We start from the raw sequence: 13,984 nt of genomic DNA, 5'->3' as shown, positions 1-13,984 counted from the left end.
AACCATGACAAACAGCGAAAACGCCACCGATCTCGCCCATCGTCTTGCCCCCGGCGCCGACGACGCGCCGGCCATCGCCGCGCCCGAACGGACGGCACTCTCGCATGGCGGGCTGCGCCGCCTAATCCGCGATACCGTGGCGCGCTTGAACGCGCTCGGCATCGGCCGCGGCGACCGCGTCGCCATCGTGCTGCCGAACGGCCCGGAAATGGCCACATCCTTCATCGCGGTGGCGGCGGCTGCGTCCACCGCCCCGCTCAACCCGGCCTACCGGGCCGACGAGCTCGATTTTTATCTCAGCGATATCGGCGTCAAGGCGATCCTTGTCGGCAAGGACGAGCAGGGCCCTTCGGTCGAAGTCGCCGAGCGCCTTGGCATTCCGGTGCTACGGCTCGTGGTGCCGGAAGGCGCGCCCTCCGGTGTCTTCGCGATCGAGGGCGATCCCGTCGGACCACCAGTCGCATCAGGTCTGGCCGCCGATGGCGATGTCGCGCTTCTCCTCCACACCTCAGGCACCACGTCGCGCCCAAAACTCGTGCCGCTCAGCCACGCCAATCTCGCCGCTTCGGCCGCGCATATCGGCGCGACGCTCGGCCTGACGCCGGTCGACCGTTGCCTCAACATCATGCCGCTGTTCCATATCCACGGCCTGATCGCGGCGGTGCTCTCCTCGCTCGCCGCCGGCGGCAGCGTCTTCTGCACGCCCGGCTTCAATGCGCTGCGTTTCTTCACGTGGCTCTCCGAGGCCAGGCCCAGCTGGTATACCGCCGTGCCCACCATGCACCAGGCGATCCTGCCGCGCGCCGCCCGCAATCCCGAGCAGCTCGCCGAGGCGAAGCTGCGCTTCATCCGCTCTTCCTCGGCGTCATTGCCGGCGCAGGTCATGGCCGAGTTGGAGAAGACCTTCGGCTGCCCGGTGATCGAAGCCTATGGCATGACCGAGGCCGCGCATCAGATGGCGTCCAATCGGCTGCCGCCTGGATTGCGTAAGCCGGGCAGCGTCGGCGCGTCGGCCGGGCCGGAAGTCGCCGTCATGGCGCCGGACGGGCGGCTGCTCAAAGCCGGCGAGATCGGCGAGATCGTCATTCGCGGCCCCAACGTCACCGCAGGCTACGAGAAGAACCCCGACGCCAATGCCAGCGCCTTCGCGCATGGCTGGTTCCACACCGGCGACCAGGGCGTGCTCGACGAGGACAACTACCTGCGCGTCACCGGCCGGCTGAAGGAGATCATCAACCGCGGCGGTGAGAAGATCTCGCCGCTCGAGGTCGACGGCGTCTTGATGGATCACCCGGCCGTGGCGCAGGTCGTCACCTTCGCCATGCCGCATGACAAGCTCGGCGAGGAGGTGGCGGCGGCCGTCGTGCTGCGCGAAGGCAAGAGCGCCAGCGAGGCCGATATCCGTGGCTTTGCATCGACCCGGCTCGCCGATTTCAAGGTGCCGCGCAAGGTGGTGATCCTCGACGAGATTCCGAAGGGTGCCACCGGCAAGCTGCAGCGCATCGGGCTGGCGGCCAAGCTCGGACTCGGCTGATGCGCGTTACAGTCTTTGGCGCCGGCGCCATTGGCGGCTATCTCGCCGCCAAGCTCGCGATCGCCGGCTCGGTCGATCTGTCGATCGTGGCGCGCGGCGCGCATCTGGAAGCGATCAAGGCCGGCGGCCTGCGCCTGATCGAGGACGGCAAGGAAACCGTGGCGCAGGTGAGGGCGGCGGCACGCGCCGAGGAACTCGGCGTGCAGGACTATGTCGTGCTGGCGCTGAAGGCGCATTCGCTGGCCCCGGCGCTGGACGAGATTGCGCCGCTCTTGGGCGAGGGGACAGTCGTCGTCACCATGCAGAACGGCGTGCCGTGGTGGTACTTCTACAAGGCGGGCGGCGCGCTCGAAGGCACACGGCTCGACGCGGTCGATCCAGGTGGCGCGATCTGGCAGCGCATCGGACCGGAGCGCGTCATCGGCTCGGTCGTCTATCCAGCCGTCGAGGTCGATGCTCCAGGCCTGATCCGTCATGTCGAAGGAACGCGCTTCTCGCTGGGCGAGCCGTCGGGGAAGAAGAGCGAGCGAGCCGCCGCGCTTGCGCGCGAAATGGTCAAGGCCGGGCTGCAGGCGCCGGTGCGCGAGGACATCCGCTCGGAGATCTGGGTGAAGCTTTGGGGTAACCTCTCCTTCAACCCCATCTCGGCGCTGACCGGCGCCACGCTTGCGGCAATCGTCGGCGATGAAGCCACGCGCGCCGTCGCCCGCGCCATGATGCTGGAAGCGCAGGCGATCGGTGAGCGCCTCGGCGTGCGCTTCCTCATCCCCGTCGACCGGCGCATCAAGGGCGCCGGCGACGTCGGCGAGCACAAGACCTCGATGCTGCAGGATCTCGAGCGCGGCCGTCCGATGGAGATCGACGCGCTGGTCACCGCCGTGCAGGAACTCGGCCGCCTGACCGGCCAGCCGACGCCGACAATCGACAGCGTGCTGGCGCTGGTGCGGCGGCTTGCGATCGAACGCGGGTGTTATTCGCCCTTGTAGTTTGTTCCCTGTTTGTTCTAGGCTATCCTTTGGACGATATCCGAAAGGGATTAGCCATGAACAGAGAACCGCGGTATGGGATCGACAAAAAGGGGCAAGCCTTTTTCAGCTTTGGAGATCCGTTCCCGGAAGGGCGGGGGGCGAACGGACCGCACCTGTTTTATGGAGCTCTGGTTGAAAAACCGATCAATGAGCTGCTAGCGCATCAAGGTAAGATCTACCGTAGGGAGTATAGGCTGCTCCGAGCGTGGCTGACGCCAGCCGAACAGATGCACATAACTTTGATCGCTCTTGGCGATGGAAAATCCGACGAGGCGGTAGATATCGCCTGCCGCATCGGCGGCCTGATACAGGCAAAACCGTTCGACGTTTCCTTCGACCGATTGTCGGCTTTCGGCGGAGGAGCGCTGGTGCTTCGCAGCGGCGATCATTCGCCAGCATTGCAAGATTTCTGGCGCAAACTTTCAGCCATGGTTCACGACAGCCCATTGCAGCCTTTCGTAACCAATTCCCTGGAGCCCCATGTGACCTTGCTTCGCGACAGAGGCAGCGTGCCAGGGATCCAAGAACGGCTCGTCGAGCCCGTCACATGGACCATTCGGAGTTTCGCGCTGATCCGCAGTTTTGAAGGAAAATATGAACTCCCCGGCACTTGGCAGGTGGACGGCCAGGACGACGCGCATGCTGTCATGTGAGCATCTTAAAGTAGCCGTATCATCCACGCACAGGGCACCGCGTCATCCTGACACGAATTGTCACCTGCGGAGGGCCGCACCGCTGGCAGGCGAACGATCAGTCCCTACCTGATGTCTTGTCCAAACCGGGAGGAAATCATGACCACTGCCGAAATTGCCAAGGACTTCACCGAACTCCTCAAGCGGGGCGACAGCCACGGCGCTGCCGCGAAGTACAATGCCGATGACATCGTCAGCTACGAGGCGATGGAAGGGCCGATGGCCGTCTGCAACGGCAAGCAGGCCGTCAAGGAAAAGGGCGCCTGGTGGGAAGCCAACCACGAGGTTCACGGCGGCACGATCGAAGGGCCATATGTCAATGGCGACCAGTTCGCCTTGCGCTTCAGCTTCGACGTGACGCCCAAATCGACCGGCGAGCGCGTCAAAATGGACGAGGTCGGCCTCTACACGGTCAAGAACGGCAAGATCAGCGAAGAACGGTTCTATTATTGAGGCTTGCCGGCATTCGGCTGCGCACGCCTTTCGCAGCATGATTTAAAAGATCAGGCATGGCGGCCTTGGATGATTTCCAGGCCGGCATGTCTGCTTCGCAAATCGTCAGATAGTCCACAAGCTGGTCGGCAACCGTTCCCCGCAAAATCGCACCGGCGCAAAGCGCTGGCAAAGCCTATAGGGCCGGCCTAGGCTTCTGCCGGATTCGAAAATCTCATCTGACAGAGGCCCGCCTTGACCATCACTATGTACGGCATCACCACCTGCGACACGATCAAGAAGGCGCGCGTCTGGCTAGAAAGCCATGACGTGCCGTATCGCTTTCATGACTACCGGGCAGAGGGGATCGAGGCCGACAGGCTCAGCGGTTGGATCGGCAAGGTCGGCTGGCAAAAGCTGCTCAACAAGGGCAGCACGACCTTTCGCGAGCTTCCGGAGAAGGACAAGACCGGGCTGGACGAGAAGAAGGCGAAGCAGCTGATGCTCGCCAGGCCGACGATGATCAAGCGGCCGGTGCTGGAGGTGGGGGATCGGGTGTTTGTGGGATTCAAGCCGGAGGTTTATGAAGAGGTGGTGAAATAGTGCGCGATCGCGAAGCTGCCAATCTCCCCTTGTGGGCTACGGCATGCATGACAGCTTGGCGTATGCATCGTCTAATGTAGCGCTGGTCGACCCCCACTCCGTCTCGGCTTCGCCGAGCCACCTCTCCCCCGATCGATGGGGGAGAGGAAAGGCGCCAAGCTTTTTGCCGTCAACGCTCGTCCGCAAGGCTCCCTTCCTTTCCCTCCGGAGGGGGGAAAGGTGGCGCTGCGAAGCAGCGACGGATTGGGGGAACCACGTGGCAATCAAGCCTCGGCCTGATCCGTTACGCCTGTCACACAAGACGTGTGCATAGTCTAGCCATTTCATGGGGAGATGTCAGGCAGGACAGAGAGGGGGCGAAGGAACGCTACGTCTCGATAATTATGCGTGGGCTTCCAAATACCCCGCCAGCGCCACCGCATTGTTGTTCGTTTCGTCATGCGCGCCGTAGAGCAGCGTCACCTTGCCCTCACGCAGCAGGCCACGCAGCTGAGCTACCGCGTCGCTATTGGCGTCGAGCTCGGCCCGATATCGCTTCTGGAATTCCGGCCAGCGCTCCGGCTCGTGCCCGAACCATTTGCGCAGCGCGTCGCTCGGCGCGATCTCCTTCAGCCAAAGCGTCAGTTCGGCGTCCTTCTTGCTGACGCCGCGCGGCCAGATGCGGTCGACCAGCACCCGCTGGCCGTCGGCTTTCGCCGGCGGCTCATAGACACGCTTCACCGCAATGTCGAAGGCCACTTATGCCTCCTTTGCCAAGCCCCGGCAAAGTGTGCAGCGGTTGGGCTCGGCGACTTCGCCGTGGCCGTCCGTTCGGAATTGCGCCAACAAAGCACCGTTACGCCCACTCGCCCTTGCGCATCACCGGCACGCGGCCGCCATCCTTGGCGACGCCGTCGATGTCGATCTTGTCCGAGCCGATCATCCAGTCGATATGGATGAAGCTCTTGTTGCCGCCGCGCGTCGATATCTCGTCCTGGCTGAGCGAGGCGCCGTCGACGAAGCATTTCGAATAACACTGCCCGAGCGCGATGTGGCAGGCGGCGTTCTCGTCGAACAGCGTGTTGAAGAATAACAGCCCGCTCTTCGAGATCGGTGAGGAATGGGGCACCAGCGCCACTTCGCCGAGGCGGCGCGCGCCCTCGTCGGTGTCGAGCACCTTCTTCAAGACGTCCTCGCCCTTCGACGCCTTGGCCTCGACGATCCGTCCGCCTTCGAAGCGCACCGAGATCTGGTCGATCAGCGTACCCTGATAGGAGAGCGGCTTGGTCGAGGAGACATGGCCCTCGACGCGCCTTGCATGCGGCGTGGTGAAGACCTCCTCGGTCGGGATGTTCGGATTGCAGGTGATGCCGTTCTTCGCCGTCGAAGCGCCGCCCATCCATTCATGGCCGTCCGCCAGCCCAACGGTCAGGTCGGTGCCCGGTCCGGTGAAATGCAGCGCGTGGAAACTGTGCTGGTTGAGCCATTTCGTGCGCTCGGCCAAGGCGGCGTTATGCGCCTTCCAGTTGCCGATCGGGTCCTCGACGTCGACCCGCGAGGCCGAGAAGATCGCGTCGGCGAGCTTGACGACCGCGACGTCGTCCGACTCACCCGGAAACACCTGTTTTGCCCAGGCAAGGTCGGGATAGGCGACGATGTTCCAGTTGATGTCGAAGCCGGTGATCTTCTCCAGCGCCGGCTGGTAGGCCATCGAGTTGGCCTTGTTGGCGCGCGCCACCTTGGCCGGATCCTGCGACGACAGCAGCGACGGATCCTCGCCGCGCACGGCGAGCCGCGCCGCATTGTTGGAGAACGCCTTCGCCATGCCTTCATAGAGCCAGCCGGCGGCGCGGTCGAAGCCGGCGTCTGCCCCATAGCGGAAGCGCGCCAGCGTGATCTCGTCGTCGTTGAAGATCGGCGTCACCAGCCCGCCGCCGGCCTTATAGGCGTGCTCGACGATGCGGCGGGTCAGCGGCAGCGCTGCGATCGAGGAGGTCAGCACCAGGTCCTGTCCGGGCTGCAATTGCAGTCCGACCTTGACGGCGACTTCCGCCAGTCGGTCGAGCTTCACCGGGTCGATGCTTGCCGAAACGCCGCGCGAATGTGTGGTCATGATCCTGCTGCCGTTATGTTGGGGTTCTCATCCTTACATAGACCGCTGCGATTGACCTTTCCACCGCGATCGACTGGGCCTGCTCTCAAGCAGGACGAACCGCGGCATTGAAAGTGCGGAGCGGTTAGGCGGCGCTGTCGAGCGCCCGGAACTGCGCCACGGTCGCCTCGATCTCCTCGCGGATCCAGGCCTTGAAGTCGCGCACCTTGCGGCTTTCGCTCTTGGTGGCCGAGGTCACCAGCCAGTAACCCAGCCCGCTCTCGGCCCTGATTCCGAAGGGCGCGACCAGCCGGCCGTCGGCCAGCGCGTCGGCGGTGAGCAGCTGCCAGGCGAGCATCACGCCATGGCCGGCGATCGCCGATTCCAGGCAAAGCATCGGATCGGTGAAACGCGCACCCTTCTGGAAGGTGACCGGCTCGACGCCCGCCGCCTCGAACCAGCCGTCCCAGCTGAACATCGCCCGCTCGTCGGTGATGGCGCAGGTCTGCGCCAGATCGCCGATCGACTTCAGCCTGGCCGCGATCGAGGGCGCGCAGACTGGAAATACCTCCTGGGCAAGCAGAAGCTCGGCGCGCCCGCCCGGCCATTTGCCGTCGCCAAGCCGGATGGCGATATCGACATCGGAGCGGTCGAGATTGGCGATCCTGGCCGAAGCGTCGATGCGCAAAAGCACATTCGGATGGCGCGCGAAATGCCGCGACAGCCGGGGCAGCAGCCATTTCGAGGCGAAAGCCGGCGCCACCGAGACGACCAGCGTGCACTCGTTGGCCTCGTCGGCCAGCGCTACGGCTTGCGCGAGCTCGCGGAAGCCGGCGCTGAGTCGCGTCGTGAAGGCGGCGCCAAATTCGGTCGGCACGAGCCCGCCCGGCGTCCGTTCGAACAGCGCCTGGCCCAGCTGCTTTTCCGTGCGCTTGACCTGCTGGCTGACGGCACTGACCGAGACGTTCAACTCGGCCGCCGCGCCCGCCAACGATCCCAGCCGGGCGACGGTTTCCACGGCGCGCAGGCCGTTGAGATGGACGCGGTTCAGCATAGCCATCCAGTTTTTCTAAAGCGACCGGACCGAAATCTCAATTGAAACCGGACAGGAAAGCGCAGAATTTAGCCGAAACAACCTTGAACCATGAGGTGGCCCCATGAAGATTTTATCTTTGCTGAAAGGGCTTTGCGGCACCGAGGCGAGGCCGCCCGAGGACGGCGAGATCGCGCGCTGGATCATCGATCCGCTGTCGCATCCGGTGCTCGACACCATGTCGGAGCGCGAGCTCGGCGACATGCCCTTCCGGCTGACGGCCCGCCGCACAGCTTACGAGATGACGGGTGCCGCTGGCCGCTAAGTTGCCGCGAAGTTATTGATCTTTTTCGGCGATGCTCCCCCTCATCCGGCCGCTTCGCGGCCACCTTCTCCCCAAGGCGAGAAGAGGTGGCGCCGGCAGCGACAGGCTCCTCTCCCCACCACCGGGGAGAGGTCAGCCGAGCGAAGCGGAGGCTGGGTGAGGGGACGTGCACCTGGCCCAACGCAAGCGCATTGTTTCACCTGCACATGCAATTATTGTGCGCCGCAATGAACGCCACGCCATCTCCCTTGCGGCTTGCTCTCGCCGGCATGGTCGCGCTCGCGGTCGCCATGGGCATCGGCCGCTTCGTCTACACGCCGATCCTGCCGGGCATGATGGAGGGACTTGGCCTGACGCCGGCCGCTGCCGGCTGGATCGCTTCCGCCAATTATGTCGGCTACCTCATCGGCGCGCTTGCCGCGGCCGGCGGCTGGGCGCATGGCCGCGAGCGCATGCTGATGTTCGCCGGCCTCGCCGCCAGCGCCGTGCTCGCGGCCCTCATGGGGTTCAGCGAGACGATGGCCGCCTTCCTCGCCATCCGCTTCCTGGCCGGCCTCGCCAGTGCCTTCGTCATGGTGTTCATGGCCTCGATCGTCTTCAGCCATCTGGCTGAGGCTGGCTGCGGCGATTTGCAGGCGCTGCATTTCGGCGGCGTGGGCCTCGGCATTGCCGCGTCCTCGGCGCTGCTGGCGATCCTCGTCTCCGAACATGCGGGTTGGGCCGCGGGCTGGCTCTGGTCGGGAGCGCTTTCGACCGTCGGCCTGCTCGTCGTCGCGCTGCTCGCCGGCTCGACCACGCCGGCCAATGTCACCGACGGGCGCGAGCCGGCGCTGCCGAAGGACGGGTCCCTGGTGAAGTTGATCGTCGCCTATGGGCTGTTCGGCTTCGGCTATGTGGTGACCGCCACTTTCCTGGTCGCCATCGTCCGCCAGGGCGGCGGCGGGCGCGTCTTCGAGGCGACTGTCTGGATGGTCGCCGGCCTGGCTGGCTTTCCCTCGATTTGGGCGTGGCAGAAGCTCGCCGGCCGCATCGGGCTCTATGCCACTTATGCCGCGAGTTGCCTGGTCGAGGTGGTCGGCGTCACCGCCAGCGTCGTCGTCAAGGGCGTCGCCGGACCGCTGATCGCCGGCGTCCTGCTCGGCGGCACCTTCATCGCTGTCACGGCGCTGGGCCTACAGATGGGCAGGCAGCTCGCGCCGCGGGCGCCGCGCCGCATCTTCGCGGTGATGACGGCGGCCTTCGGCCTTGGCCAGATCGTCGGCCCGATCGCCGCCGGCCTGCTCGCCCAGGCTTCGGGCAATTACGTGCTTGCTTCGATCATGGCAGCGTCGGCGCTGCTCGCCTCCGGCGTCATTGCTTGGTCGGCTGCGCCAAAATCGCCATGATTTGCGGTTTGTTCGATGCCGGGCGTCGGGCACGGGCATTTTCTTTCCCCCTAATGTGTGACTTTATGCCCGCCGAACTGCAACGCCGCTGATTTGCGGTCAGACCGAGGAAACCCGCCACAGTGTTCGTATCCTTCTTCCCGCAGCCGAAGCTTTTCTTCACCTCGGCCGCCGTCTGGAGCCTTGCCGCGATCCTGTTCTGGTTCTTCGGCGGCGAGCAGTTGGGCGCCGTCTTCGGCCTGCCGCCCGTGGCGGCCGGTTCGCCGCCGATCATCGGCATCGCGGTGCTGTGGTCGAAGCCGTTTCTGTGGTTCTACATGTACTTCGTGGCCTGCGTGGCGATCTTCTACGCCTTCTGGAGCTGGTACGCCCCGCACCCGTGGCAGAACTGGTCGATCCTGATGACTGCGGTCATCCTGTTCTTCATCTACTTCAACGTTCAGGTCTCGGTTGCGGTCAACAACTGGTATGGCCCGTTCTTCGATTATGTTCAGGGCTTGATGTCGGGAACGACGGCCTCGACCGACATCGAATTCTACAAGGGGTTGGCCGATTTCTCCTGGCTCGCGCTGGTCGGCATGAACGTGCAGGTGGTCAACGCCTTCATCGTCAGCCATTGGATCTTCCGCTGGCGCACCGCGATGAACGATTACTTCATGGCCAACTGGGGCCGGCTGCGCCACATCGAGGGCGCCTCGCAGCGTATCCAGGAAGACACGATGCGCTTCTCGCAGATCATGGAAGATCTCGGCTCGACTTTCGTTCAGTCGATCATGACATTGATCGCCTTTCTGCCGGTCTTGATTCAACTGCAGGCCCACATCACCGAATTGCCGATCATCGGCACGGTCCCGCAGCCGCTGGTCGTTGCCGCATTGGGCTGGTGTCTGTTCGGAACGATTTCCGTCATGGTGGCGGGTCTCAAGCTGCCGGGCCTGCAGTTCCGCAACCAGCGTGTCGAGGCAGCCTATCGCAAGGAACTTGTCTACGGCGAGGATCATCCCGATCGGGCGCAGCCGGCGACGACGACACAATTATTCGCCAATGTCCGCCGCAATTATTTCAAGCTCTATTTCCACTACATCTATTTCAACGTCGTTCGTTACACCTACCTGCAGGCCGACAACATTTTTTCGTTGCTCATCCTTGGGCCCTCGCTGGTTGCGCATAAGATCACGTTCGGCGCCCTGAATCAGATATCGAACGCATTCGGCAAGGTGACGAATTCGCTTCAATTCCTACTGAATTCGTGGTCGACGATTGTTGAACTGCAGTCGGTGCACAAACGTTTGCGAGCCTTCGAAGCGACGCTGCAGGGCGAGCAACTGCCGATTATCGATCAGCACTATCTAGAGCGCGAGCAAGCTGGCATGCGTCCCGAAGATCAGCCGGCAGGCTAAAGCGCGGCCGGTCCAGTTAGCCGCCCACGGTCGCCTGTGCCTGCCCGGGCCGCTGGCGCGCGAGATAGTCGCGGAAACTGATGCACTCTACATCCGCTTTCACACAGACCTCGCCGGCGAAGCGCTCCAGCGCGTTCCAGTACGCGCCGTTATTCATCAGGGTGAAGTGGAAGCCGAGCTCCAGCGGCAGGCGCTTGCCGTTGTACTGAGCCTCGAAAGCGGCGCGGAACGCGTGGTAGGCGCGCTCGGTGAATGCGTCCGCCTCGGCCGGCTTTTCGGTGCCGCCCGAGTGGCGGACATAAAGATTGTAATCCATGGCGACGACCGGCTTCGCCTTCGGTCCCTCCGGGACAAGCGGCAGGGCGAAGCGGGTTGTGCCATTCAGGGTTGGCGGCACGACCGGGCCGCTCGAGACGCCGCTCGCGTCGTATTCAAAGCCGGCCTCGGGCAGCGCTTCGTAAAGCGCCTTGCCGGTGGACAGATAGGGCGCGCGAAAACCGGTTACGGTATGGCGGGCGAAATCGCGCCAGCCGGCTGGCTCCTGCATGCCGTTGATCGCATAGGCGTTCTCGAAAATGCGCCGCGCGGAGGTGAATTCGGCCAGCCAGTCGGCCTTGCTCCAGGCCTTGCCGTCGAAATGGCCGCAGGCATGGCTGCCGATGTCGTGGCCCTCGGCCGCGGCCAGCCGGACCTGCTCAAGCCGGTCGGCCACATCCTGCTTTGAGGCGCCGAAGCCGACATTGGATTTGCCGGCGGCCTTGCCGGGGCCGGCATAGTGCAGCCGCGTCTCGGGAGAGAGCAGGAAGACGCAGGACAGGAAATAGGTGAAATGCGCGCCCGTGCGCTTTGCCAGCGCCCGGCTGCGCTGCCATTGCGAGATATCGCGGGCGGCGTCGAAAGAGATCAGCACGACCTGCTTGGCCGGCGAAACGGTTGGCGATTTCGGCGGATCGGCGAAGGCGGCATTGGCTGAGGCGAGCGAGGCAAGACTGATCGCAAGGACGCGGTACGAACGAAGCATTGACAACCTTCTGGCGGGGACGTCTCCGGCCGATCGGAAGCCGGCTATCGCGCAAATGTGGCGCGGTTGCGTTCAGGTATGGACTGTGGGCGCCCGGCATTCTCAGCCGATTTTCCGGTCCGCCCCCTTCCATGCCGACGAAATTTCGCTAAAACGCGGGCTCAAGAAGCGCCCCGTCCTGGGGCCGCAATGGTTTTGATTGATGTCGGACGACAGTTTTATCCGCGAAGTCAACGAAGAGATTCGTCGCGAGCAGGCGCAGAAGCTATGGGACCGTTTCGGCCCGGCCATTCTCGGTCTTGCCATCCTGATCGTGCTCGGCACCGCCGCTGTCGTCGGCTACCGCTATTGGGACGAAACCCGCGCCAACCGCTCGGGCGACGCCTTCTCGGCGGCCCTCAAGCTCGCCAATGATGGCAAGAACGACGAGGCGATCGCCGCGCTCGACCAGCTGGAGAAGGACGGCTACGGCGCCTATCCGCTGCTCGCCCGCATGCGCGCCGCGACGGTCAAGGCCAACAAGGGCGACGTCGACGGCGCGGTCAAGGATTTCGACGAGGTCGCCGCCGACAGCGCCATTCCCGCCGGCATTCGCGATATCGCGCGGCTGAGGGCGGCGCTCCTGCTCGTCGACCACGGCTCCTACGCCGATGTCTCCAGCCGCATCGAGGCGCTTACCGCCGACACCAATCCGCTGCGCCATTCGGCGCGCGAGGCGCTCGGCCTTGCCGCCTGGAAGGACGGCAAGTCGGCGGACGCGCTCAAACTGTTCGACCAGATCTCTTCGGATGAAGCCGCCCCGCGCAATGTGCGCCAGCGCGCGCAGCTGATGTCCGAGTTGATCCGCGGGTCGGGCAACGTGTCGTGATCCTGGATGGGCTTCAAAGTCGCCATCATCGGCCGGCCTAACGTCGGCAAATCGACTCTTTTCAATCGGCTGGTCGGAAAGAAGCTGGCGCTTGTCGACGACACGCCTGGTGTAACGCGCGACCGCCGCGTCCATGCGGCAAAACTCTACGATCTTCATTTCGATGTCATCGACACCGCCGGCTTCGAGGACGCGGCGGCTTCGACGCTGCCCGGCCGCATGCGCCAGCAGACCGAGATCGCCATTCGAGAGGCCGACCTCATCTTCTTCACCGTCGATGCCAAGTCGGGCCTGATGCCCGACGACCGCACCTTCGCTGAGGTGGTGCGCAAATCGGGCAAGCCGGTGGTGCTCGTCGCCAACAAGGCAGAGGCGCGTGGCGCTCAAGGCGGCATGCTGGAAGCCTGGGAACTCGGCCTCGGCGAGCCGATCCCGATCTCGGCCGAGCACGGCCAGGGCATGCCGGATCTGCGCGATGCGGTGATTGAAGCGCTCGGCCAGGAACGCGCTTTCGGCGAGGATGAGGAAGACGAAGCCGGCGAGATCGCCGCCAGCGAGGTTCTGATCGGCCAGGACATCGCCGACCCGGATGCTGAAGCGCCCTATGACGACACCAAGCCGCTGCGCATCGCCGTCGTCGGCCGCCCGAACGCCGGCAAGTCGACGCTGATCAATGCGCTGATCGGCGAGGAGCGGCTGCTCACCGGTCCGGAAGCCGGCATTACCCGCGATTCGATCTCGGTCGACTGGGACTGGCGTGGCCGCAGGATAAAGCTGTTCGACACGGCCGGCATGCGCCGCAAATCCAGGATCCATGAAAAGCTGGAAGTGCTCTCGGTGCAGGATGGCCTGCGCGCCATCCGCTTCGCCGAGATCGTCGTCATCATGCTCGACGCCACCATCCCGTTCGAGAAGCAGGATCTACAAATCGCCGACCTCATCATCCGCGAGGGCAGGGCGCCGGTGATCGCCTTCAACAAATGGGACCTGATCGACAATCCGCAGGAGCTGCTGGCCGAGCTGCGCGAAAAGACCGAGCGGCTCCTGCCGCAGGTGCGCGGCATCCAGGCGGTGACGGTCTCGGCCGAGACCGGGCGCGGCCTCGACCGGCTGATGGAAAGCGTCATCAAGACGCACAAGGTCTGGAACAGCCGTGTCTCCACCGGCAAGCTCAACCGCTGGCTGGAAGGCATCCTCGCGCATCACCCGCCGCCCGCCGTCGCCGGCCGCCGGCTGAAGATCAAATACGTCACGCAGGCAAAAACCCGCCCGCCGGGCTTCGTCGTCTCCTGCTCGCGCCCGGACGCCATGCCGCAATCCTACGTCCGCTATTTGACCAACAGCCTGCGCGAGGCCTTCGACATGCCAGGCGTGCCGATCCGCATGGCGCTGCGCACCTCGGACAATCCGTTTGCGGGCAGGGCGAAGAAGCGGTGACTTCTGGGAAAGCGCCGACGCTGATCCCTCGTCATCCACGGGCGAAGCAAGGAGCGAAGCGACGCGCATAGACCCGAGGATCCATTCCGTGACTTAGAAGCGCCGCGACGGTTCAGAATTCTGCTCCGCTGCATTCCTCGCGCGAAGTAACGGAA

General features: G+C 64.3%; 14 protein-coding genes. 10 read left to right on the top strand and 4 right to left on the bottom strand.

What is annotated here, in order from left to right; all coding sequences use genetic code 11:
* The first annotated feature begins 4 nt into the window (after positions 1 to 4).
* From LB529_RS09985 to LB529_RS09965, 5 genes are all read left to right on the top strand, one after another.
* Complete coding sequence (locus LB529_RS09985; protein ID WP_224710968.1) at positions 5 to 1,534, top strand: acyl--CoA ligase; 1,530 nt, start codon at positions 5 to 7, stop codon at positions 1,532 to 1,534.
* Positions 1,534 to 2,520 (top strand): 2-dehydropantoate 2-reductase, encoded by a 987-nt coding sequence (locus LB529_RS09980; protein ID WP_224710967.1) that lies wholly within the window; start codon positions 1,534 to 1,536, stop codon positions 2,518 to 2,520. Before LB529_RS09985 ends, LB529_RS09980 begins: the two co-directional genes overlap by 1 nt.
* Positions 2,521 to 2,576: 56 nt before the next feature.
* Positions 2,577 to 3,215, top strand: coding sequence for a 2'-5' RNA ligase family protein (locus tag LB529_RS09975; protein WP_224710966.1), 639 nt, complete (start codon positions 2,577 to 2,579; stop codon positions 3,213 to 3,215).
* A 138-nt stretch (positions 3,216 to 3,353) separates the two neighbouring features.
* On the top strand, positions 3,354 to 3,707 hold the full coding sequence (locus LB529_RS09970) for a nuclear transport factor 2 family protein (protein WP_224710965.1): 354 nt from the start codon (positions 3,354 to 3,356) through the stop codon (positions 3,705 to 3,707).
* Between the two features lie 234 nt (positions 3,708 to 3,941).
* The gene (locus LB529_RS09965) at positions 3,942 to 4,289 is read left to right on the top strand and encodes an ArsC family reductase (protein ID WP_224710964.1); all 348 of its coding nucleotides are present in this window, start codon (positions 3,942 to 3,944) and stop codon (positions 4,287 to 4,289) included.
* A 381-nt stretch (positions 4,290 to 4,670) separates the two neighbouring features.
* Here the strand turns inward: LB529_RS09965 and LB529_RS09960 are convergent, their stop codons facing one another.
* From LB529_RS09960 to LB529_RS09950, 3 genes are all read right to left on the bottom strand, one after another.
* Positions 4,671 to 5,027, bottom strand: a complete 357-nt coding sequence (locus LB529_RS09960; RefSeq protein WP_224710963.1) for a DUF488 domain-containing protein — start codon at positions 5,025 to 5,027, stop codon at positions 4,671 to 4,673.
* 97 nt (positions 5,028 to 5,124) lie between these two features.
* Entirely contained in the window at positions 5,125 to 6,381 is a 1,257-nt protein-coding gene (locus tag LB529_RS09955) for an aminopeptidase (RefSeq protein ID WP_224710962.1), read from the bottom strand.
* Between the two features lie 124 nt (positions 6,382 to 6,505).
* A complete protein-coding gene (locus tag LB529_RS09950) occupies positions 6,506 to 7,420 on the bottom strand; it encodes a LysR substrate-binding domain-containing protein (RefSeq protein ID WP_224710961.1) in 915 nt (304 codons plus the stop codon).
* 97 nt (positions 7,421 to 7,517) lie between these two features.
* Here LB529_RS09950 and LB529_RS09945 point away from each other — a divergent pair, with 97 nt between their 5' ends.
* From LB529_RS09945 to sbmA, 3 genes are all read left to right on the top strand, one after another.
* Positions 7,518 to 7,718 (top strand): hypothetical protein, encoded by a 201-nt coding sequence (locus LB529_RS09945; protein ID WP_224546880.1) that lies wholly within the window; start codon positions 7,518 to 7,520, stop codon positions 7,716 to 7,718.
* 227 nt (positions 7,719 to 7,945) lie between these two features.
* Positions 7,946 to 9,103, top strand: a complete 1,158-nt coding sequence (locus LB529_RS09940; RefSeq protein WP_224710960.1) for a YbfB/YjiJ family MFS transporter — start codon at positions 7,946 to 7,948, stop codon at positions 9,101 to 9,103.
* Between the two features lie 122 nt (positions 9,104 to 9,225).
* On the top strand, positions 9,226 to 10,503 hold the full coding sequence (sbmA, locus tag LB529_RS09935; protein ID WP_095768730.1) for a peptide antibiotic transporter SbmA: 1,278 nt from the start codon (positions 9,226 to 9,228) through the stop codon (positions 10,501 to 10,503).
* A 16-nt stretch (positions 10,504 to 10,519) separates the two neighbouring features.
* Here the strand turns inward: sbmA and LB529_RS09930 are convergent, their stop codons facing one another.
* Positions 10,520 to 11,524: a polysaccharide deacetylase family protein gene (locus tag LB529_RS09930; RefSeq protein WP_224601272.1), complete on the bottom strand. Its 1,005-nt coding sequence runs from the start codon at positions 11,522 to 11,524 to the stop codon at positions 10,520 to 10,522.
* 202 nt (positions 11,525 to 11,726) lie between these two features.
* Between LB529_RS09930 and LB529_RS09925 the strand changes: the two genes are divergently transcribed.
* On the top strand, positions 11,727 to 12,392 hold the full coding sequence (locus tag LB529_RS09925; RefSeq protein ID WP_140845806.1) for a tetratricopeptide repeat protein: 666 nt from the start codon (positions 11,727 to 11,729) through the stop codon (positions 12,390 to 12,392).
* Between the two features lie 6 nt (positions 12,393 to 12,398).
* Entirely contained in the window at positions 12,399 to 13,829 is a 1,431-nt protein-coding gene (gene der / locus LB529_RS09920; protein ID WP_224601275.1) for a ribosome biogenesis GTPase Der, read from the top strand.
* Positions 13,830 to 13,984: the final 155 nt, after the last annotated feature.

This window comes from Mesorhizobium sp. CA5 (assembly GCF_020165105.1).
Classification (GTDB): Bacteria; Pseudomonadota; Alphaproteobacteria; order Rhizobiales; family Rhizobiaceae; genus Mesorhizobium.
Note: the sequence above shows the minus strand (reverse complement) of the source record. Positions and strands in the feature narration are given on the sequence as shown.

Coding starts and splice junctions, on each gene's coding strand:
- LB529_RS09940 (WP_224710960.1), top strand. CDS start 7,946: ATGAACGCCACGCCATCTCCCTTGCGGCTTGCTCTCGCCGGCATGGTC.
- LB529_RS09925 (WP_140845806.1), top strand. CDS start 11,727: ATGTCGGACGACAGTTTTATCCGCGAAGTCAACGAAGAGATTCGTCGC.
- LB529_RS09985 (WP_224710968.1), top strand. CDS start 5: ATGACAAACAGCGAAAACGCCACCGATCTCGCCCATCGTCTTGCCCCC.
- LB529_RS09975 (WP_224710966.1), top strand. CDS start 2,577: ATGAACAGAGAACCGCGGTATGGGATCGACAAAAAGGGGCAAGCCTTT.
- LB529_RS09945 (WP_224546880.1), top strand. CDS start 7,518: ATGAAGATTTTATCTTTGCTGAAAGGGCTTTGCGGCACCGAGGCGAGG.
- LB529_RS09980 (WP_224710967.1), top strand. CDS start 1,534: ATGCGCGTTACAGTCTTTGGCGCCGGCGCCATTGGCGGCTATCTCGCC.
- LB529_RS09955 (WP_224710962.1), bottom strand. CDS start 6,381: ATGACCACACATTCGCGCGGCGTTTCGGCAAGCATCGACCCGGTGAAG.
- LB529_RS09950 (WP_224710961.1), bottom strand. CDS start 7,420: ATGGCTATGCTGAACCGCGTCCATCTCAACGGCCTGCGCGCCGTGGAA.
- LB529_RS09930 (WP_224601272.1), bottom strand. CDS start 11,524: ATGCTTCGTTCGTACCGCGTCCTTGCGATCAGTCTTGCCTCGCTCGCC.
- LB529_RS09970 (WP_224710965.1), top strand. CDS start 3,354: ATGACCACTGCCGAAATTGCCAAGGACTTCACCGAACTCCTCAAGCGG.
- der (WP_224601275.1), top strand. CDS start 12,399: ATGGGCTTCAAAGTCGCCATCATCGGCCGGCCTAACGTCGGCAAATCG.